A 19,045-nucleotide genomic window follows, 5' to 3' on the forward strand; every position below is an offset into this window, starting at 1 on the left:
GTGCGGATCGTCGTCACCAACTGCAACACGACGCAGGAGATGACCGAGGAGATCGTACGAGGTGCCCGGGCCGCCGCAGGCCCGGGCACCACCGTGCGCGGTCTCACCCCCGCGTGGGGCCCCGAGTCGGCGGAGGGCTGGCTCGACAGCTATCTCTCGGCCGCCGCCGTCCTCGACACCCTGCGCACGTACGAGGATCCGTACGACGCCGTCGTCATGGCCGGGTTCGGGGAGCACGGGCGGGAGGGGGTACGGGAGCTGGTGGACGTACCCGTCGTCGACATCACCGAGGCCGCCGCGCACCTCGCCTGTCTGCTCGGGCGGCGGTACGGGGTCGTCACCACCCTCGAGCGGTCGTGCGGACAGATCGAGGACAGCCTCGACACCGCCGGCGTCGGCCGGAACTGCGCCGCCGTCGTCGGTACCGGCCTAGGCGTCCTCGAACTGGGCGACGACCGGCGGACCGAGGAGGCGTTCGTCGCGGCGGCCGAGCGGGCGGTCGCGGCGGGGGCCGAGGTCCTCGTCCTGGGCTGCGCGGGGATGACCGGCCTGCAGCGGGCGGTCGGCGAGAAGCTGGGGCTGCCGGTGGTCGACGGGGTGGGAGCGGCGGTCAAGCTGGCCGAGTCGCTGGTCGCGCTGGGACTGACGACGAGCCGTGCGGGCGGCTACGCGAAGCCGTTGCCCAAGCGACGGGGCTGGGGGCGACCGGGGGAGTGAGAGCGGGGCTCCTCACTCTTGGTTCGGCCGCCAGGCGTAACGCACATCCGGTTCCCGCTCCTCGTTTCCGCTGCCGTCCGTGTGCTCGACGGCGACGAATCCGTGGCGTTCGTAGAAGCGGTGGGCGGGCTTGTTGACCTGGAAGGTCCACAGGGACAGTCCGCCAGGGCTGCGCTCCTTCGCGAGGGCGACGAAAAGATCACCTATGCCGCGCCCACGCCACTCCGGGAGCAGGTACAGCTGGGACACCTCGTCGTCGGCGAGCACCATCACGCCGACGATCCCGTCCTCGGCCGATGCCTCCGCGACCCAGGTCTCGCGGTGGGGAACCACCACGTTGTGGAAGTAGTCACGGACCTCGTCGTCGGATCGCGGCCAGGCGACGGTCGGCAGGGCGACGGCTCTGGACCGCAGCAACACGTCGGCCGCGGCGCGGGCATCGCCGGCCACCGCGCGGCGGAGGGCGATCTCCGGGACGGCGGCCGTTGCCGTGATCTCCACCAACTGGCCCGGGTAGCCGAGGCAGGCCACTCCGAGGAGGGTCGACGAGTGAGGTCCGGCGGACAGGCCCGAGGCCTCGACGACCTTCCAGACGGCGGCAAGTACCTCGGTCTCGCCGCTCACGACGTACACATCGGTCGACAGGACATGCGCGAAGTCACTGCCCACCGCCCGCAGTTGCTCGCCCAGATTGGCGATCACCTGCCCTGCCTGCCGCACAGGATCCCCCGCGCCGACGAGCCGCCCGTGTGCGTCGAGCGGCACGGAGCCGGAGAGAAACGCGATACGCGTGCCGGCCTCGACGACGGAGGCGTGGGAGTAGACGGGCGGCGGGAACAGGCCGGGGACGGTTACGCGCTTGATCACGGCGGACTCCTGGAGGACGGCGGGAGGCGAGGAGTGGGAGACGGGACAGTGAAAACGAGGGCGGGCGCGTGGGTTGCCCACCGACGACCTACCGATCATGCGGAGTACCGGGTGTCGGGTGCACCCGGATTTCCTGTCGGTCGTACAGGCCCGTGAGTCGCCAGCCGTCGTCGCGGGCGACCTGTTCGAAGATTTCGATCTTCTGTGCGAGCCCTTCGGGGTCGCCGATGTCGCACCACCGGCCCGAGACCGCCTCGGCCCATTCCTCCTTCCCTCTCACCAACGGCAGTCCACGCACGGCGAGATGCAGCGCGAGCGTCGACCGCGCGTAGTACCGGACGGCGTTCAGCTCATCGCGGGTACGGGCATAGTGCTCGGTCTCCCGCAGGCGCAGCCGCCCGTCGACCGCGTCGGCGACGAGCAGTGGGACGGTGTCGCCAGGCGTGCGCGCATCCGGAGGCGTGACAAGGAACGTCAACTCGCCCTTGTCGTCCCGGACTTCGTACCGGGGTAGATACGACAGGCGGGCGAGCCCGAGCGCGTGCTTCCACGACGTCACCCACAGGCCCCGGTTGAGGTAGTAGCGAACACTCCGCTGCCAGGTCCAGCACGTGTCGAGGCGGAAGCCGTGCATGCCCTCGGCGCGGCACGCCTCGTACACCGTGTCCAGCGTCGACGAGGCGAGGCCGCGCCTCCGGGCCACGGGGTGGACGTACAGCGACGAGACGCGCAGCGAGCCCACACCGCTCGGCCAGGTGTCCACGGCGACGGTACCGAGCGGCCCCGTCGGCCGTCCGTACCGCGTGTCTCCGGCGGTGTCCCAGATCCAGTACCTCCTGCGGTAGTCGTCGTTGTGCTCGTACTCCCGTCCGGACGCCCCGAGCCGTAGGCGTAACCGCTTCTCGTGCGCGACCGTGATCGAGTCCGGGTCGGTGCACCCGCCGAGGGCGCCCTCGGCGAGTGAGGCCAGGTCCCAGAGTTCGAACCGGTGCCCTTCGGCGGGCCCGACCGCGCGCAGGCCGGGGCACGCCGTCAGGCGTTCGTGCACGCGCAGGGCGAGATCATCTTCCATGGCCGGAGCGTAGGGACGTGGGTGGTGTGTCTGTCCGGTCCGGGAGGGGATCTCATCCGGGGGTTCACCTTGGCGACGGACCCGCTCATTGATCGCGTGTTTGCCTCTCGCACTCCTGTTCAAGCGGTGGGTACGCCTCGGCGATGGCCGCGCAGATCCGTCGGCGGAGCAGTTCCTCGGCCTCGGCCCGGCCGGAGTCCCGCTCGCCTCCCGGCAGGCCGTCCAGTAGTTGGTCGTAGTGGCTCATCCGGTGCCTCAGATACTCGACCTTCCAAGGGGCGAGGGTGGCTCGGCCGCCGTGACCCGTGTCCGGTGCGGAGTTGCTGCCGACCGGTTCGATCCGGCCGTCGGCCGCCGCCTCCCGGCGTGCCCGGTGTTCCACCGCCCGCAGGGCCAGCTTGCCCGGCTCCAGGCGTGGTACCTCGATCGGCTCGGTCCTGATCCGCTCCAGGACCTCCAGCCGCCGTCGCCGCACCGTGCTGCGCACCGCCTCCGACCGCCGAGCCGAAGTCGCCGCCACCCTCTGGAACTCGTCGGTCCGCTCGGCCGCCTCGACCCGCTCGACGCGGTACAACCGGACCTGCGGCGCCGCCCTGAACCGTGGATTGACACTCAGCCGGTCCGGCGGCCCGAGCAGCCGGTGCACCATCCCGCCGGTCCACCCGCGAGTCCGCAGTCCCGCCAACGAGACGTACCGCTGCCCGTCCTCCTCCTCGTAACCCTGATCGTCCTGCTGTCCGTGGCTCTCCTCGTAGCCCCGATTCTCGGCATGGCAGGCCATGGCCACCTCCCCCGTAGCTGTGTCGTAACTCTCTGTGACGACATCTCCCATTGAAGCGCCCACCACTGACAATCGCCCCGACCACCGTCTTGCCCCGGGCTCCGTCCCAGCCCTCTGCTCCTGTTGCGTTCATAAAGAACGCGGGTTTCGCGGCGACCGTCACATCCCCGAAATACCAGCGCCCCATCTCCTCCACCGACCCGATCTACGCTGGAGCACAGCCCGGCCATCGTCGCCCGAAGGCATCGCACCCCCGCCCTCGCCCGACAGGAGCCCCGTGTCCCGCCCCAGCAGTCCGCGCCCACGTCTCGCTCTGCCGCCCTGGCTCGCCCACGCGCTGCGCGCCCAGCGCGGCCCCGTGCCCTGGAACGCGGTGATCCGGGGTGCGCTGGCCGCAGGGCCGTTGCTGCTGGTCGGCGTACTGGCGGACCGCACTTCCCTCGGTGTCCTCGCCGCGCTGGGTGCCATGCTCGCCGGGATCAACGACCGGCCGGGCAGTCGGCGTTCCTCCGTCAGGCGGCTCGGTGTGCCCGCGTCGGTGGGGGCCCTCGGGCTGGTCATCGGGACGTACGCCGGACAGCAGTTCGGTGCCGTACCGCTGACCCTTCTCCTCACCGGCCTCGGGCTCCTCGCGGGCGGCATCAGCGCCATCGGGACCGTCGCGTCCGGCGCCGGTACGCAACTGCTCGTCGCCGCCGCCATCGGGGCCGGGATGCCGTTGCCCGAGCCCGGCTGGCAACGGGCGCTGTTCTTCGTCGCGGGCGCCGGCTGGCTGCTCGTCCTGCGTCTCGCGCTCCCCACCCCCGGCTCCGGCGCCGGTGACTTCCGCTTCGACGGTGAACGGGCCGCCGTCGCCGCCGTGTACGACGCCATAGCCCACCTCCTCGACGCCGCCGGTACGGACCAGGCCGGCCCCGGGCGCGTCGCCCTCACCGCCGCCCTCGACCACGCCCAGGACGCCCTCGGCGGGCCCCGGCTGCGCCAGTACGCCAGTTCCGCGGACGAGCGACGGCTGCGCACCCAGTACGCCGCCGCGCTGCCCATCGCCGAGGCGGCGACCGCCCTCGCCTGGGCCGGGGACGCCCTCCACGCGCGCGTGGCGGAAGGGCCCCGCCGCCTCGCCGCCGCCGTACGGACCAACACGCACACCGGGCCGCTGCCCGCCCCCGCCCGTTCCGCGCCGGGGCTGCGCGCCCTCGACGACGCCCTGCTGCACGCCGCCGACGCCTTCGACCGGGGCGGCGACACGCACGACCTGCACACGCGGCGCCGTACCGTCGCTGCCCTGCTGCGCACGGCCGTCGACGCGGGTGGGCGTGAGTACGGGCTGCGGGTGGCGCTCTGTTTCGGGGCGGGGGCCGCCGTCGCGCAGGCCACGCACCACGCCCACTGGTACTGGATTCCGGCCACCGCCGTCTTCCTGGTCAAGCCCGACCTCGGGCCGCTCGTCTCACGCGTCCTGTGCCGGGCGGCGGGGACCGTCCTCGGGGCCGTCGTCTTCGCCGGGTTCGCCGCCGTACTGCCACGCCCCGAGGGGCTTGTCGCGCTCGTCGCCGTGTGCGGTGCGCTGATCCCGGTCGCCACCCGGCACTTCGCCGCCCAGACCGCCGTCGTCACGGTGCTCGTGCTCGCCCTCGTGATGGTGGGCGGGGAGCCCCAGGCGTCGTGGAGCCGGATCCTCGAGACGCTGGTCGCGTGTGCCCTCGTACTCGTTGTCGGACATCTCCCGATGCCCGGGCAGCGCGGCGGGGGCGTCCGGGCGCGGCTGGCGCGGGCCGCCGAGGCCGCTCAGGCGTACCTCCAGCATGTGCTGAGCGGCTCGGACGACCGGCACGCGCGCTGGATGCTGCGCCGCGAGGCCTATCGCGCGCTCGCCGAGGCCCGTACGGCCATCGCGCACTCCGCGGCCGAACTGCCCGCCCTGGCACGGCACACAGAGGGGACGGAGGAGGTCGCCGCCACCCTCGAACGACTTGTCGACACGGCGACCGCCTGTGCCGTCCACCTCGACGACACCGGACACCTCACCCGTCGGCACAGCGAACACCTCACCGAACTCCTGGACGAACTCACCGAACGGCGCGAGCGCGCCGGGCTCCGGACGCGGACATCGGGGGCGGACGGGACACCGCTCGCCGGTTGACCTCGCCCGGTGCCGCCCGTTCGTTCATACGGTTCGCGCCGCCCGCCGCCACGAGCGCGTCGTACGGTGGCCGCATGACGCCATCTCCCGCTGCTCCCGCGGACCTCGTCATCACCGACTGCACCGCCCTCCTCCACTCCGGCGGCGACGAGCGGATCGAGTTCGCCGAGGACGCCTCGATCGTCGTACGCGGAGGGACCATCGAGGCGATCGGCGTGGGCGTCGAACTCCCTGATGCCGTCGAACGCATCCACGCGCGTGGGCAGTTGGCGATGCCGGGGCTCATCAACTGCCATACGCACGCCCCGATGGTCGCGCTGCGCGGGATCGCCGAGGACCTGCCCACCGAGGAGTGGTTCAACGACGTCGTGTGGCCGATCGAGTCCAACCTCACCGCCGTCGACGTGGAGTTGGGCGCGCGGCTGGCCTGCGCCGAGATGATCCGCGGCGGTGTCACCTGCTTCGCCGACCACTACTTCTCGATGGACACCGTCGCCGCGGTGGTCGAGGAGTGCGGGATGAGGGCGCATCTCGGCGAGGCGTACTTCTCCTCGCAGGGGCCCCAGGGGCGGGAGAGGTCGCTGGAGTTCGCGCTGCGGCACCGGGGCGGCGCCGACGGACGCGTCACCACGGCCCTCGCCCCGCACGCCCCGTACACCGTCGACGACGCCGACCTCGCCGCCACGGCGGACCTCGCCCGCGAACACGGGCTTCCCGTGCACCTCCACGCCGCCGAGAACCGCGACCAGACCGACGCCAGCCTCGCCCGGCACGGTCTCACCCCGATCGAGATCCTGGCCCGCACCGGTCTGCTGGCCGACGACCTCGACGTCCTCATCGCGCACGGCACCGGCATCGTCGAGCGCGACCTCCCCGTCCTGGCACGCACGAACGGACGTACGGCCGTGGCGACCGCGCCCCGCGGATACCTCAGGTTCGCCTGGCCGACCACCACCCCGGTACGGGCCCTGCGCGAGATCGGTGTCCCCGTGGGCCTCGCCACCGACGGCGCCGCCTCCAACAGCTCGCTCGACGTGTGGGAATCCATGGCCCTCACCTCGCTGATCCAGAAGTCGACCGAGGGCGACCCGCGCTGGCTGACGTCCCGCCAGGCCCTGCACCACGCCTCGCTGCAGAGCGCGCGGGCGGTGGGACTCGGCGAGCGGATCGGCAGTCTGGCACCCGGGCGGAAGGCCGACGTCATCCTCGTCGACCTCACCGGTCCGCACACCCAGCCCGTGCACGACCTCGCCGCCACGCTCGTCCACAGCGCCCGCTCCTCGGACGTCCGTACGACGATCGTGGACGGCCGGGTCCTCATGCACGACCGCGAGTTGCTCACCCTCGACGTGCCGGAAATCGTCCGCGAGCTGGCGGAACGGCTGCCCGCGCTCGTCGACCGGAGCCACGGCAGGCGGATTCAGGAGTACGACCCCACCTGAAAAAAGGGCGCAAGGGATGTAACAGGGTGAGGTGATCCTCACATCTGGCGGTGAACGGGTGTCAACTACGTCTCAGTACGGTCACTGGGCGAGGCCCTTTCCCCATGATGAGCGTTTAAGTCTATGAGATCAGCGCTACATGGAGGTGCAGGGTGAACGGGCGAAAGGTGCTCGAACGCTTTCCCGCCGGCGGGCCGCGCGGTTCCTGGCCCGCGGAGGAGTTCGCGCAGGCGCGGCGGCTCGAGGGCCTGGCCGCGGAGGTCGTCATGGACCTCGCCACGGACACGTTCCTCGTGATCGTCCGGGGCGCTGTCGCGGGGGAGTGAGGCGGCCGCCGGGCCCTCGGGGGAGGGCTTCAGGCGCTGATCGGCCTCGACCACGCCGGGATCGTCCCCGTCACCTGGCACAGGGCGAGGTAGAGCGGTATCGGCGGGGTGTACGGGAGAGTGTCGTGCGGGCGGTGCAGGAGGGGCGGGACACGCGAGGCGTCACGGACCACCGCTCCGGTGGCGTAGTGAGCCGGGGACGGCCACTCCAGGGCGTAGTCGGAGTCCGCGGGAACGAGCCACCACCAGTGGCTCGCGTCCGCGAAGACGCAGCCCACGCGGGGTAGCCGGGGGAGTATCTGCGGGCCGAAGCGCGCGGGCACCGCCACCGCGTCGCAGCCCAGGGGTGCGGTCATGTCGTCCGGTATGGGAAGACGCAGGGGGGTGCCCGTACGGGGCGGACCGTGCAGGCCGCGCCTCACGCGTACCAGCGTGTCCATGCTGACGACCCGGGCCCCCGTGGACGAACCCCTTACACCCATTCGGCCTCTGTCCCCGTCCCCGTTGTCGCGTGGCCCTGAAACCGGTGGCGTCCATGGTGTCCGGAGCGCCCGTGGTGTGCCTGTGTGTCGTCCGCGGGCTCCGGTTCCGGGTCGCCGGCGGTGCCGGGGCGGGGCGGTGGCGCGCCCCAGCCGAGGTCGCCGCGGGGCGCCGTGGAGTCGGTGTCGACCGCCGCTCGGGCCAGCTCCGCCCAGACCAGCAGGCCGGGTCCGTGTTCCTGGGCGCCCCAGGCCCTGCACATGGCCTCGACGAGCAGGAGTCCCCTGCCCTGCTCGTCGTCGGGGCGCTGCGGTGACTGATGGGGCACACCGGGTGCGCAGCCCTCGTCACGCACGGCTATACGCACCAGGTCGTCGCCGTCGTGCAGCTCGCAGACTATGTGGCTGCTCGCGGTGTGCACGATGGCGTTGGTGACCAGTTCGGTGACGACCAGGGCAGCTGTGTCGCAGGTGTCCTCGCAGACCGACCAGCCCGTGAGCCGGGCGCGCGTCAGGCGGCGGGCCTGCGCGGGCGAGCCCGGATGGGCGGCCAGCTCGAAGCGGAACCGGCGCTCGGCCGCCGTACCGGGGCGCAGCACGGCTGCGGCCCCGGGACCGGAGCGGTCCGCGGCGGCGTCTGTTCCTAAGGGCGGGGACGGAATCACGCTTGCCACTATCTCCCCGCCGTGAACACTTGGCAAGTGTCACTCTGAAAAATGCAGAGTGCGGTGTGACGGAGTGGAACGGCGTGGCACACTGCTCGCAACAGCACTCGGAGCGGCGCCAGTTGGGACTTTCGGTAGGTTTTCGAATAAGCCTTCGAATGGAATCCCGGTGGCGCCGCCGGGCTGTCAGGAACCCTCACCGGCGCACGCCGGTGCTCGATGGAGGTGGAGCGTGAGCGAACCGCGGTCCGCGCCGACGGTCGGACAGGTCGTCCTCGGCCGACGGCTGCTGGACCTGCGGGAGCGCGCCGGCCTGCGACGAGAGGAGGCCGCACGCATCCTCAGGGTCGCCCCCGCCACCGTCCGCCGTATGGAGATGGCCGAGGTCGCCCTCAAGATCCCCTACCTCCAGCTCCTCCTGAAGTCGTACGGCGTCTCGGACGACGAGGCCGAGGCGTTCGTCCAGCTGGCCGAGGACGCCAACCAGCCCGGGTGGTGGCAGCGGTTCCACGACGTGCTGCCCGGCTGGTTCTCCATGCACGTCAGCCTGGAGGGCGCGGCGAGCCTCATCCGCCAGTACGAGCCCCACTTCGTCCCCGGCCTGCTGCAGACCGAGGAGTACGCGGTCGGTGTCCTGACATCGGGCGCCATCGGCCAGACCAGACCCGAGGACATCGAGCGCCACGTCGCGCTGCGCATGGAACGCCAGGGACTGCTCACCCGTGACGGCGCGCCCCGGCTGTGGGTCGTGATGGACGAGACCGTCCTGCGCCGCCCGGTGGGCGGCCCGGAGGTGATGCGCGCGCAGATCGACAGACTGCTCGAAGCCACGAACCTGCCCAACGTGACGATCCAGGTCGCCCCCTTCTCCTCGGGGCCGCACCCGGGCACGTACGGGCCCTTCGTGCTTTTCCGTTTTGCCGTGCCGGAACTCCCGGACATGGTCTACAGCGAGTACCTGACCGGCGCGATCTATCTGGATTCGCGCAGCGAGGTGGCCACCCACCTGGAGGTCATGGACCGTATGGCGGCTCAGTCCGCTACAGCACATCGCACGAAGGAGATCCTCCGCGATCTCCGCAAGGAGCTCTGAATCTCTGCATGGATCGCATCACGTCCAAGGTCCGGATACGCCACGAGCGAATCAATGAGCTGACCACTGAACGGGTCGCCGAGCGGGCGAGTGCCCGTATCTACAACGGCATGCCCGCCGGCGAACTGGGCAGCGAGGGCTGGCACAAGCCGTGGAGCGGTGGCAACGGAGGCAACTGCCTGGAGGCGATGAAGCTCGCCGACGGCCGGATCGCCGTCCGCCAGTCCACCGACCCGGACGGTCCGGCGCTGATCTACACCACCGCCGAGATGCTCGCCTTCATCGAGGGCGCCAAGGCGGGGGAGGCCGACTTCCTGCTCTCCTGAGGTCGGGTTTCGGCCGTTCATGGGCCGCCGCTTCCGTTGTGTTCAGTCAAGCCCCCTGATTTGGTTAATTTTGGTGCTCAGTTGATCACTTGCCACGCCAAACCCCGCAGAGACTTACGGAGTTCGTCATGACCGGGCAGCCCTCCATCGAGATCGGCACCAGCAAGCCTCATCCTGCGCGGATGTACGACTGGTATCTCGGTGGCAAGGACAACTATCCGGTGGACGAGGCGATGGGGCGGCAGGTGCTCGCCCTTAACCCGCGGGTGCCGGTGATGGCGAAGGTCAACCGCGCTTTGCTGTACGTCATCTCCGAGGAGGATGGGAAGTGAGGGGCATCCTGTCCGCAGCGGGCCGGACGGTCGCAGCGGCATGGCTGGAATCGTCTTGTCGGGCAACGGAGTTGTCCGACCTACCGCCGGACGGGCGGGAAGTCAGGCCTGCGGAGGCCACGTAAGACCGACCCTGACCGGTCGGCAGAGGCCCGTGAAACAGGAACCCGCGGTGGTACTGCGTAGCAGTACGGACCGGAATCACCAGCCCTCGGGCAGGTGAGGGCGTCAACTGATGATGACCCACGCGACGGCCGACTTGTCCCCGGAGGAGTCGGCGGCGGCGACAGCGAAGCTGAAGGCCGCGGGCGTCACCCTCGCCCTGCGCTCCCGCACCGAGTTCGGCCGCTTCTTCCACGGCCTCGACCTGGTCGAGCCGGGCGTCGAGGTGGTCGACAAGTGGCATCCGGAACTGGGCGAGCCGGTCCCCGGCCAGGAGGACGGTGTGATTCCGGGGTACGGAGCGGTGGGCCGTACGTCCTGACCCGCCCGCGTGCGTGGCTCACAGCCACGACCACATGCGCCGTGGCGCGTCCACGAGCCGGCTGACCGCCACCACCGCGAGCGGCGGCTGCTCGGCCTTCTGCCGGCCGAGGCTCAGCCCGTAGTAGATCTGCTCGATCGACGGAGGCCCGACCGCGAGGTTGCGCCGGACCGCCGTCGACGGCGACTGCTTGTCGGCCTGCACCAGATACGCCGCCGCCATCGTCCCCGTACGGCCGACGCCGGCGCCGCAGTGCACGAACACCGGTCCGGGCGAGGAGGCGACGACATCGAGGAACCGCTGCACCTGACCCTGGGTGGGCGTCTGCCCGTCACGGATCGGCAGCCGTACGACGTCCAGCCCGGCCTTGTGCGGTTCGGCGAGCTGGGCCGCGTTCAGGTCCTCGGCGCGCAGGTCGACGACAGTGGCGATGCCGAGACCCGCCAACGCCCGGTAACCGGCGGGCGAGGGTGCCGCTCCGCGCCACAACCGCCCTTGACTGTCCACGCGTTGGAAGTGGTGGACGCCCTGGACCTCGCGGGTGCCGGGCGGCGCCGGGGTCTCGTCGCCGACCCAGTGCGACACCGCCAGGATGCCGAGGGCGCCGGTGGCCCACAGAACGAGATATCCGATGACGACTCTGCTCAGGATCCGCAGGATGCGGCGGACCGCACGGCGGGTGGGCAGCGGGAGCGGGGACGGGGAAGCGGCGATGGCAGCCATGAATGACCCGGGGGGTTGGGGGCGGAGGCGCGTTCGTACGTTCATGCAGGGGACGAGAGCGCTTTTGCATCGTAACCCGGGCCACTGACAGCGAGGCCTTTACGTGACGTACGCCTCATTTAATGAGCTTTAGTACCGAATGCCCCGATTGCGCATTCCTAGTCGTCGTCCGCGTCCATGTCGCCGATACCGACGACCGTGAGGTGCGCGCGGTCGAGGGCGGCGTCCTCCAGGCAGCCGCGCAGCCGCATGCGGTCGTGCTCGGTGAGCGCCGGCCGGACCACGCCGGCGAACACCCCGTCGCCGAGATCGCCGAGGGTCGCGCGGTTGAGCGGCACGGACGTGGAGTCCCGGCACTGCTCCCAGACCTGGTGCGCGGCGAGGGAACGCCGCTCGTCGGAGATGAGGCTGCCGCTGCCGCGCAGGTCGACCTGGACGAGGACGGAGGTCGCCGCGCTGTCGTTCGCCTTCTGCTCGCGGGTCTCGGTGAGGTCGGCGAGCCCGACGACGAGCGCGCCGAGCAGGGCGGCCCCGACGACCCCCAGGGCCGTCGTCCGCGCGATGTGCCCCCTGGTAGGCCTACCACTACCGCCCACCGGGGGGAGGTCCTCCAGGTCGGTGTCGGCCTCCGGACCGGGCGCGGCCAGGACGGTCAGGCGTCCGGCGAGCCGCCGTTCGGCGGGCTTCGCGGTGACCGACGCGACGCGCTGCACGACCCAGGCGAGCCCGGACAGCAGCACACCGGTGACCATGAGTACCGGCACGAAGACGTACGTGCGTTCGGCGGGCTCGTCCAGCCAGCGGAACCGCCCGGTGCTCTGCCGCACCGGGGGCTCCCGCAGCCGGGCCAGGACGTCCTGCTGCCCGCGGCCGCTCTCGCGTACCTGGTCCTGGGTCTCGCGCACCTGTTCCTCGATCCGCGAGAGCCGCCCGATCAGCGCGATCCCGAGCAGCATCACCTCGACGACGAGAAGCAGCACACCGCACAGGACGGCCCGCTGCCACTGCCATCGGTAGAGGTAGATGACGACGTAGGTGCCCGCCCCGGCGGCGGCCAGCCAGCCGAATACGTATGCGATGCGCCTCATCGTCCGGCCCCCGCCCCGGTCTCGTCGTCGGTGCGTACGGCATCGGCGCGTACGTCGCCGGTGGTGCCGTCTACGGTGAGACGGCTGCCCGGCGGGAACCGGCTCACGGCGTCCTTCGCCCCGACGACTGCGGGCAGCCCGAACTCCCGTGCCAGCACGGCGAGATGGGACAGCGGACTGCCCGTCTGCGCGACCAGCCCGGTGAGCCCGGGCAGCAGCGGGGCGAGCGCGGGATCAAGGGTCCGTACGACGAGCACCGCGTCCGACGGCGGGGTCCCGGTGCCGTCCCAGACGGTCCCGGCGGCCCGCCCGCCGGACACGCCGCGGCCTCCGTCTCCCGCCGGGCCGTTACTGTGCTCGGCGACGACGGTCCCGTCGGCGGCGACCCGGAAGGCGTCCGGCAGCGGGGCGGTCGGGGGCAGCGGCTGCCGTTCGCGCACGTCCGCGGGCAGCGGCCCGCCCTCCAGCGCGGTCATGAACTCCGGCCAGCGCAGCAGACCCACCCGCGTGCGGTCGTCCAGCGCTCCGCGCACGACCAGCCTGCGCGCCCCCTCCCGCACGAGCCGCACCTGCAACTCCTGCACCCACCGGACCCGGAGCCTGAGCGCCTCCCGGGGCGGGAGCACGGGGGCGGTGGCGCCCGGCCGGTCGACAGATCGCAGGAACGGTCGTACGCCGGTGACCGACGCCGGGTGACCGTGTCCGCGTCCGTGTCCGTCCGGGTCGGGACGGCGTCCCGCGCGCGGGGCACCGGCCGCGCTGCCGGGGGCGTCCTCGAGAGCCGGCGCCACTGCCGGTAGCCGGATCCGTCCATGCAGGCTCGGTGCCGTCAGGGCGAGGACCACCGGTTCGGCGGTCACGACGTGCTCGTCGGGCATCCCCCGGACGCGGGCGTCACGGGCGTCCGCGAGCGCGGTGAGGGCGGCACCGGCCGCCGTACGGCTCCTGCCGCCGGCCCCGCTCGCCGGGCTCTTGTGCAGCAGCGCACCGGCCAGCGCCTCCTGGGCGTGCAGCGCGACCAGCGTCGTACGCGTCCAGCGCAGGGTGGACGCCAGTTCGCTCGACGGGAGGTCGGCGGGCGGCGGGGTCTCGGCCAGGCGGCGGTCGACGTCCGCGACGAGGTCGACGGCGAGCCCGGGCAGCGCCGAGGCCAGCCGGCCCGTCCGCCAGGCGGCGGCGAGCCTGCGTCCGCCCGGCGCCGGGTTGAGCAGCGCGAGCCAGCGGTGCCGGGGCGGAACGGCGCCGAGCAGCAGCAGATCTGCGGCGGCCCGTCCGCCGACCGCCGTGACCACCGGCACGGCGCGCAGCCGCCTCCGGGGGGCGGTGCCTCCGATGTCGAGCGCGGCGGCGAGCCCACGGGCCATCGGCGCCACCCACAGGTCCTCCTCCAGGGGCTCCAGCTGATCCGGCAGGGTCTCCGCGACCGGTCCTGGGCCCAGCAGCCGGGCCCCGCGCGGCGGCCGGGCGGCCATCGCGGTGATCGGCCGGCTCTGGAACAGCCACAGTCCACCGTGGTCGTCGAACCCGAACTCGATGTCCTGCGGTCCGTCGAAGACCTGGCGGGCCTGTCGCGCGAGGCGGGCCAGGCGACGCAGTTCGAAGGTGCCCAGAAGAGGCTCGGCGTCCGCCGGTTCGGTGCGCAGCATGCGGCCACGCAGACTCAGCCAGTAGTCGGTTCCGGCCTGTTCGCCACTGACGAGGCTGTCCGGGCCGCCGCGCACCGCGCTCACCAGCATTCGGTCGGCGCGCCCTTCGACGGGGTCGGCGCCGAACATCACGCCTCCCACGCGCGCGGTCAGCATCGGCTGGACCAGCACGGCCATCGGCGCGGGGGCCTCACCGGGGCGGTGCGCGGAGTCGAGCACGGTCCGCACCGCCGCACGGAAGTCGGCCCAGCCGCGTACGTCGAGCACGGACGCGAACCGGCCTGCGAGTGACGATTCCTGGGTGTCCTCCTGAGGCGAGGAGGACCGGACGACGAGCGGGCGCCGACCGCCGTCCGAGAGCGTGTCCCAGGCGTGGCGCAGTGCGGGCCAGCTGCTGGCGGGGATGCCGGAGGAGGCAGCGGAGGCGACGCCGGACGGGATGCCTGGCGGGTCGTCGGGTGCGGCATCCGGGGCGGCCGGGCGCGTGATGACGAATCCGGGCAGTACCGGCAGTCCGGCGGCGCCCGCGCGAGCGAGGTTCGCCGCCTTGGAGCCGGCGAGCAGGGGGAGAGCGGCGGCGGGCTGGTCCAGGGGGACGGCTTCCCTGGCGTGAGCCCCGACGGTGTCGCGGCCGTGTCGCGCGGCCGCGTCCAGGACCGCCCCGCCGCGGGGGTCGTCCCCGTCGCGTGCGCCTTCGCCGTGACGTTCATCGAGCGTCGTCATAGAACACCCTCCAGGTCCGACCGCCAACAGGGGGGACGCGTAGGGGTGGCCCTGCGCCTGACGGCAGAACGAAGGATCGGCGGCGGGCCCGTGAGGCCCCGTCTCCTGTGCCAATGATCCCACCGTCGGCCGTATTCCTCCTGACTCAAAGCCGGTTTCGCCCGCGCTCGCGAACAAGGTCACCCAGAGCAACCACGCGCTGCCAGTTCGCGTTGTCGGCGGCCCCTCAACCCGGCGGAAGTGCCTGGCAGAGCGCCTCCACCGCCGCGCTGTATGCATGCTCGGCCAGTCGAGGTCGACATGCCGCGCGTGCGCGGCGAGCGCGGCGATAAGCCGGTCACGGCGACGCTGGCACCGCTGCCGCATCTCGCCGCACCTGACGGTCGTACGACCCGGACCGCTCTACACGGTCATCGGCCGGTCGTAAGGCCCTATCGGCGCCGGCAACTGTGTGTCGCCCGTCATGCGGCGGTCCACGGCCGCCGCGACCGCCCGTCCCTCAGCGATCGCCCACACGATCAGCGACTGTCCGCGGGCCGCGTCCCCCGCCGCGTACACGCCCGGCACGTTCGTCGCGAAGTCCGCGTCGCGGGCGATCGTGCCGCGCGGGTCGAGAACGAGCCCGAGCTGGTCGATCAGTCCGTCCCGCCGGTCGGGTCCGGAGAAGCCGAGGGCGAGCAGCACGAGGTCGGCGGGAAGGGTCCGGTCGGACCCGGGCAGCGGCCGGCGCTCGGCGTCCACCTCGACGAGGTGCAGCTCCCGTACGTGCCCGTCCGCGTCGCCCGTGAAGCGGAGCGTGGACGCCGCGAAGAGCCGGGCGTCGGCATCGGCCGCGGGCGCCGACTCCAGGTCGCGGGCCTCCTCGTGCGCGGCCGACAGCCGGTAGACCTTCGGGTACGTCGGCCAGGGATCCACGTCCTCGTCGCGCTCCCCGCCGGGCTGGGCGTAGATGTCCAACTGGGTGACCGACGCGGCCCCTTCGCGCACCGCGGTGCCCAGACAGTCGGCCCCCGTGTCACCTCCGCCGACGATGACGACGTGCTTTCCGGCGGCGGACATCGGGGAGACCTCCAGGTCCCCCTCGCACACCCGGTTGGCCAGCGGCAGATACTCCATCGCCTGATGAACCCCCGCCAACCCCCGCCCCGGCAGCGGCAGTTCACGCCACGCCGTGGCTCCCACCGCCAGCACCACCGCGTCGTAGCGCGACCGCAGTTCGGCGGCCCCGACATCCCGCCCGACGGCGGTCGACGTACGGAACTTGGTCCCCTCGGCCCGCATCTGCTCGACGCGCCGCTCCAGGTGGTGCTTCTCCATCTTGAAGGCGGGAATGCCGTACCGCATCAGCCCGCCGAGCCTGTCGTCCTTCTCGTACACGGCGACGGTGTGCCCGGCCCGGGTCAGCTGCTGGGCCGCGGCGAGCCCGGTGGGTCCCGACCCGATCACCGCGACCGTACGTCCCGACAGCCTGTCAGGCGGTCGCGGCGGCGCGAAGCCGTCCGACCAGGCCCGGTCGGCGATGGCCACCTCGACGTTCTTGATGGTCACCGCGGGCTGGTTGATGGCCAGCACACAGCCGGCCTCGCACGGAGCCGGACACAACCGCCCGGTGAACTCGGGGAAGTTGTTCGTGGCGTGCAGCCGGTCGCTCGCGGCGCGCCAGTCCTCCCGGGAGACCAGGTCGTTCCACTCGGGGATCAGGTTCCCCAGCGGACAGGCTTCGTGACAGAACGGGACCCCGCAGTCCATGCAGCGACCGGCCTGCTTGCTGATGACGGGCAGCAGCGCCCCCGGGACATAGACCTCGTCCCAGTCACGGACCCGCTCCTCGACGGGCCTGCGCAGCCAGTCCTGGCGTGGTGTGGTGAGAAAACCCTTGGGATCGCCCATGGCGGTGTCCTTGCCGTCTTCGTGCGGACGCGTGACGGGGCCGTGCGTCGTCGGGCGGCACTCTCTTCCGGACACGATACGACTCATCGGCCCGCATGCCGAGCGGGGCCCGGTGACTCACGCGACGGCCAGGACGTAGAGCACCGAGGCCGCGGCGGAGGCGACCGTGCGTATGTGGTTCCACAGGGTCCACTCGCGCACGTACACGGGCCAGTAGGCGTCGGCCTCCGCCGTACCGGGCTCCAGCTTCATCAGGGCGTCGTTGCGCGGCACGTTCGCGCCCATGGTGAGCCCGAACGAGCCGAACAGATGCAACGCGCTGCCCACCAACAGTTCCACCGCGCCCTCGTTCGGCCACACCACCAGCGTGACCACGACGATCACCAGACACAGCACGGCCGACCCGACGAACACGAGCATGAACGGCGGATGCAGCGCGGTGACGTTGATCGCCCGCATCGCCGCGACCCCCTGCGCGGGCGGCAGCGCGGCGAGCCCCCTCATCACGAAGGTCGAGAACCCGCAGAACACCCCGGCCACCACCCCGGTGCCGAGCACCCCCAGCACCACGAGTACGAAGTACGCCCCATCGATCATGCCGTCCCCCAGGTCGATCCCCATACGTCCCCACAAGTGAACCCCTTGCCACTGACAATGCCCATTGCTCGACGACGCGGCGCTGCGGTCGACCGGCCCACGGACCTGCCGAGCTCACGCCGACCGGGCCCGAACATCCGTCCCCATCGCCGCATCCCCATCCCCGTGCCCATCCCCATCCGCCCCCGCTGCCGTCCCCCATTCCCGAAGCCTCTCCTCGACGGCACCCGCGATCCGGCGCCGAGCCTCGTGCCGCGCGACCCCGCTCATCAGCAGCAGGTCGTACGACGTGTCCACATGCCGTACGGACGCCACGACCGCCGAGATCACCGCCCCCTCGGACAACGCCCGCCCCGCCGCGCTCCGCCCCACCCGCCCGCTGCCCCGCACCGAGGCGTGCGCGGCGATCTCCGTCGCCCGGTCCGCCGGGCACCCCGGCAGCAGCCTGCGGATCTCCCGCGCGAACGCCTCCGTGAACCGCAGATCCTCCGCGGCCCGCCGCCGCGCGTCCCGCGTCCGACGCAGGCGCCGTGCCTCCGAATCCGCCAGGCACCGCTCCTCGGCCCGGGCGAGCCCCGCCTCCTCGACCAGCACGCCCTGCCGTTCGTACCGTCCCTGCCGCCGGTTGAACCGCACGACCACCGCCGACAACCCGCTCTCCTCCCGCGACCTGCGCGTCAACGCGGTGTCGCCCCTCGGCAGAAACACCAGATGCCCGAGATCGGCACAGTCGAGACACCGAGGCGCCCCCTCCTCCAGCACCAGCAGGGCCAGTGGCCCCCGCCGGCACTCGGCACACTGCCGCCGCTTGAGCGGCTGCACGACGAGAAGTCCTGGTGGGAGCGGAGGAGTTGTGCGCCTTGTCATGAGTGATTGATTCCCGCCGGCTACCAGGAATCCCCGGCCGGACCCCAGCTGCTCGCGCATGCTCCGCTCCTCCCCGCCAACAGCAACCCGGCATGATGGACCGTGTGCGACTGGAACCGATCACCTGGGACCGGCTCGGCGACCTCCTCGCCGAACGTGTGCTCGACCTGAAGCCGGACGACGGCAGCCCCTGGCCGCGCATCGCCTTCGACGGGGCCCCGGCGGCCCACCCCGGAGACCTCGCCGACCGCGTGGCCGAGGCGCTGCGTGTCCGCGGCCGACCCTCGCTCGCCATCGATACCGCCGGTTTCCTGCGCCCCGCCTCCCTCCGGCTGGAGTACGGCCACCAGGACGTGGACGCCTACTACGACGGCTGGTTCGACACCGGCGCCCTCTGGCGCGAGGTGTTCGGCCCTCTCGAGCCCGGCGGCGACGGACGTGTCCTGCCCGACCTCCGCGACCCGCTCACCGACCGCTCCACTCGTAGCCCCCGCGTCGAGCTCCCGCCCGGCGGCCTTCTGCTGCTGCACGGCCCCTTCCTGCTGCGCCACTGGTTCCCGTTCGATCTGACCGTCCACGTCCTCCTCTCCCCGGCTGCCCTGCGCCGCCGTACCCCCGAGGCCGAGCAATGGACTCTCCCCGCCTTCGAGCGCTACGAGAGCGAGACGGATCCCGTCACCGCCGCCGACGTCCTGATACGCGCGGACGACCCACGGCACCCGGCCTGGAACGGCTGACTCGGCCCCGGACCCGGCGCCCGAAAGCCGCGTACTTCCGGGTGCGC

The 19,045-nt window shown here is 72.1% G+C and carries 18 protein-coding genes and 3 pseudogenes; 9 read left to right on the plus strand and 12 right to left on the minus strand.

Features of this window, described 5'->3' with window-relative positions:
- Nucleotides 1-717, plus strand: coding sequence for an aspartate/glutamate racemase family protein (locus PV396_RS00900; RefSeq protein WP_319199624.1), 717 nt, complete (start codon nt 1-3; stop codon nt 715-717).
- A gap of 12 nt (nt 718-729) precedes the next feature.
- Here PV396_RS00900 and PV396_RS00905 read toward each other — a convergent pair whose 3' ends face one another.
- The 4 genes and pseudogenes from PV396_RS00905 to PV396_RS00920 form a co-directional block, all read right to left on the minus strand.
- On the minus strand, nt 730-1,212 hold the full coding sequence (locus PV396_RS00905) for a GNAT family N-acetyltransferase (RefSeq protein WP_319200588.1): 483 nt from the start codon (nt 1,210-1,212) through the stop codon (nt 730-732).
- A pseudogene (locus PV396_RS00910) lies at nt 1,186-1,584 on the minus strand (RidA family protein); the annotation flags it as partial. The gene PV396_RS00905 and the pseudogene PV396_RS00910, both read right to left, overlap by 27 nt.
- An 88-nt stretch (nt 1,585-1,672) precedes the next feature.
- A complete protein-coding gene (locus PV396_RS00915; RefSeq protein WP_319199625.1) occupies nt 1,673-2,656 on the minus strand; it encodes a GNAT family N-acetyltransferase in 984 nt (327 codons plus the stop codon).
- 85 nt (nt 2,657-2,741) lie between these two features.
- Entirely contained in the window at nt 2,742-3,437 is a 696-nt protein-coding gene (locus PV396_RS00920; RefSeq protein WP_319199626.1) for a hypothetical protein, read from the minus strand.
- Nucleotides 3,438-3,714: 277 nt separating this feature from the next.
- On the opposite strand from PV396_RS00920, the gene PV396_RS00925 reads away from it, so the two are divergent.
- The 3 genes from PV396_RS00925 to PV396_RS00935 all read left to right on the plus strand — a co-directional run bounded on the left by PV396_RS00925 (nt 3,715) and on the right by PV396_RS00935 (nt 7,348).
- The gene (locus PV396_RS00925; RefSeq protein ID WP_319199627.1) at nt 3,715-5,580 is read left to right on the plus strand and encodes an FUSC family protein; all 1,866 of its coding nucleotides are present in this window, start codon (nt 3,715-3,717) and stop codon (nt 5,578-5,580) included.
- A 74-nt stretch (nt 5,581-5,654) separates the two neighbouring features.
- Complete coding sequence (locus tag PV396_RS00930) at nt 5,655-7,022, plus strand: amidohydrolase (protein WP_319199628.1); 1,368 nt, start codon at nt 5,655-5,657, stop codon at nt 7,020-7,022.
- A gap of 152 nt (nt 7,023-7,174) precedes the next feature.
- On the plus strand, nt 7,175-7,348 hold the full coding sequence (locus tag PV396_RS00935; RefSeq protein WP_319199629.1) for a hypothetical protein: 174 nt from the start codon (nt 7,175-7,177) through the stop codon (nt 7,346-7,348).
- Between the two features lie 29 nt (nt 7,349-7,377).
- Here PV396_RS00935 and PV396_RS00940 read toward each other — a convergent pair whose 3' ends face one another.
- Both PV396_RS00940 and PV396_RS00945 read right to left on the minus strand, forming a co-directional pair.
- The gene (locus tag PV396_RS00940) at nt 7,378-7,830 is read right to left on the minus strand and encodes a hypothetical protein (RefSeq protein ID WP_319199630.1); all 453 of its coding nucleotides are present in this window, start codon (nt 7,828-7,830) and stop codon (nt 7,378-7,380) included.
- Nucleotides 7,821-8,501 carry an ATP-binding protein gene (locus PV396_RS00945; protein WP_319199631.1) on the minus strand — a complete coding sequence of 227 codons (681 nt, stop codon included), beginning with the start codon at nt 8,499-8,501 and terminating at the stop codon, nt 7,821-7,823. Before PV396_RS00945 ends, PV396_RS00940 begins: the two co-directional genes overlap by 10 nt.
- 223 nt (nt 8,502-8,724) lie before the next feature.
- Here PV396_RS00945 and PV396_RS00950 point away from each other — a divergent pair, with 223 nt between their 5' ends.
- From PV396_RS00950 to PV396_RS00965, 4 genes and pseudogenes are all read left to right on the plus strand, one after another.
- Complete coding sequence (locus PV396_RS00950) at nt 8,725-9,585, plus strand: helix-turn-helix transcriptional regulator (protein WP_319199632.1); 861 nt, start codon at nt 8,725-8,727, stop codon at nt 9,583-9,585.
- A gap of 110 nt (nt 9,586-9,695) precedes the next feature.
- A complete protein-coding gene (locus PV396_RS00955; protein WP_055525969.1) occupies nt 9,696-9,911 on the plus strand; it encodes a DUF397 domain-containing protein in 216 nt (71 codons plus the stop codon).
- 128 nt (nt 9,912-10,039) lie between these two features.
- Nucleotides 10,040-10,211 (plus strand): annotated as a pseudogene (locus PV396_RS00960) (SAM-dependent methyltransferase); the annotation flags it as partial.
- Nucleotides 10,212-10,475: 264 nt separating this feature from the next.
- Nucleotides 10,476-10,727: pseudogene (locus tag PV396_RS00965) on the plus strand (SAM-dependent methyltransferase); the annotation flags it as partial.
- 18 nt (nt 10,728-10,745) lie between these two features.
- Here the strand turns inward: PV396_RS00965 and PV396_RS00970 are convergent.
- The 6 genes from PV396_RS00970 to PV396_RS00995 all read right to left on the minus strand — a co-directional run bounded on the left by PV396_RS00970 (nt 10,746) and on the right by PV396_RS00995 (nt 18,261).
- Nucleotides 10,746-11,450 carry a fused DSP-PTPase phosphatase/NAD kinase-like protein gene (locus PV396_RS00970; RefSeq protein ID WP_319199633.1) on the minus strand — a complete coding sequence of 235 codons (705 nt, stop codon included), beginning with the start codon at nt 11,448-11,450 and terminating at the stop codon, nt 10,746-10,748.
- A 158-nt stretch (nt 11,451-11,608) separates the two neighbouring features.
- Entirely contained in the window at nt 11,609-12,538 is a 930-nt protein-coding gene (locus tag PV396_RS00975) for a hypothetical protein (protein ID WP_319199634.1), read from the minus strand.
- A complete protein-coding gene (locus PV396_RS00980; protein WP_319199635.1) occupies nt 12,535-14,907 on the minus strand; it encodes a PEP/pyruvate-binding domain-containing protein in 2,373 nt (790 codons plus the stop codon). The genes PV396_RS00975 and PV396_RS00980 overlap by 4 nt, the downstream gene beginning before the upstream one ends.
- 402 nt (nt 14,908-15,309) lie before the next feature.
- Nucleotides 15,310-16,797 carry a glutamate synthase subunit beta gene (locus PV396_RS00985; protein WP_319199636.1) on the minus strand — a complete coding sequence of 496 codons (1,488 nt, stop codon included), beginning with the start codon at nt 16,795-16,797 and terminating at the stop codon, nt 15,310-15,312.
- Nucleotides 16,798-16,914: 117 nt separating this feature from the next.
- Nucleotides 16,915-17,394 carry a DUF1772 domain-containing protein gene (locus PV396_RS00990; protein WP_319200591.1) on the minus strand — a complete coding sequence of 160 codons (480 nt, stop codon included), beginning with the start codon at nt 17,392-17,394 and terminating at the stop codon, nt 16,915-16,917.
- A 114-nt stretch (nt 17,395-17,508) separates the two neighbouring features.
- Nucleotides 17,509-18,261 carry a DUF2293 domain-containing protein gene (locus PV396_RS00995; RefSeq protein WP_319199637.1) on the minus strand — a complete coding sequence of 251 codons (753 nt, stop codon included), beginning with the start codon at nt 18,259-18,261 and terminating at the stop codon, nt 17,509-17,511.
- Nucleotides 18,262-18,356: 95 nt separating this feature from the next.
- Between PV396_RS00995 and PV396_RS01000 the strand changes: the two genes are divergently transcribed.
- On the plus strand, nt 18,357-18,998 hold the full coding sequence (locus tag PV396_RS01000; protein ID WP_319200593.1) for a uridine kinase: 642 nt from the start codon (nt 18,357-18,359) through the stop codon (nt 18,996-18,998).
- Nucleotides 18,999-19,045: the final 47 nt, after the last annotated feature.

The sequence above is a fragment of the Streptomyces sp. ME02-8801-2C genome (assembly GCF_033793965.1).
In the GTDB taxonomy this organism is placed as follows: domain Bacteria; phylum Actinomycetota; class Actinomycetes; order Streptomycetales; family Streptomycetaceae; genus Streptomyces.

Excerpts from the sequence above, each read along its gene's own strand:
- PV396_RS00970 (WP_319199633.1), bottom strand. The coding sequence starts at position 11,450 with ATGGCTGCCATCGCCGCTTCCCCGTCCCCGCTCCCGCTGCCCACCCGC.
- PV396_RS01000 (WP_319200593.1), top strand. The coding sequence starts at position 18,357 with ATGGACCGTGTGCGACTGGAACCGATCACCTGGGACCGGCTCGGCGAC.
- PV396_RS00920 (WP_319199626.1), bottom strand. The coding sequence starts at position 3,437 with ATGGCCTGCCATGCCGAGAATCGGGGCTACGAGGAGAGCCACGGACAG.
- PV396_RS00995 (WP_319199637.1), bottom strand. The coding sequence starts at position 18,261 with ATGACAAGGCGCACAACTCCTCCGCTCCCACCAGGACTTCTCGTCGTG.
- PV396_RS00975 (WP_319199634.1), bottom strand. The coding sequence starts at position 12,538 with ATGAGGCGCATCGCATACGTATTCGGCTGGCTGGCCGCCGCCGGGGCG.
- PV396_RS00930 (WP_319199628.1), top strand. The coding sequence starts at position 5,655 with ATGACGCCATCTCCCGCTGCTCCCGCGGACCTCGTCATCACCGACTGC.
- PV396_RS00915 (WP_319199625.1), bottom strand. The coding sequence starts at position 2,656 with ATGGAAGATGATCTCGCCCTGCGCGTGCACGAACGCCTGACGGCGTGC.
- PV396_RS00955 (WP_055525969.1), top strand. The coding sequence starts at position 9,696 with ATGCCCGCCGGCGAACTGGGCAGCGAGGGCTGGCACAAGCCGTGGAGC.
- PV396_RS00985 (WP_319199636.1), bottom strand. The coding sequence starts at position 16,797 with ATGGGCGATCCCAAGGGTTTTCTCACCACACCACGCCAGGACTGGCTG.
- PV396_RS00990 (WP_319200591.1), bottom strand. The coding sequence starts at position 17,394 with ATGATCGATGGGGCGTACTTCGTACTCGTGGTGCTGGGGGTGCTCGGC.
- PV396_RS00940 (WP_319199630.1), bottom strand. The coding sequence starts at position 7,830 with ATGGGTGTAAGGGGTTCGTCCACGGGGGCCCGGGTCGTCAGCATGGAC.
- PV396_RS00980 (WP_319199635.1), bottom strand. The coding sequence starts at position 14,907 with ATGACGACGCTCGATGAACGTCACGGCGAAGGCGCACGCGACGGGGAC.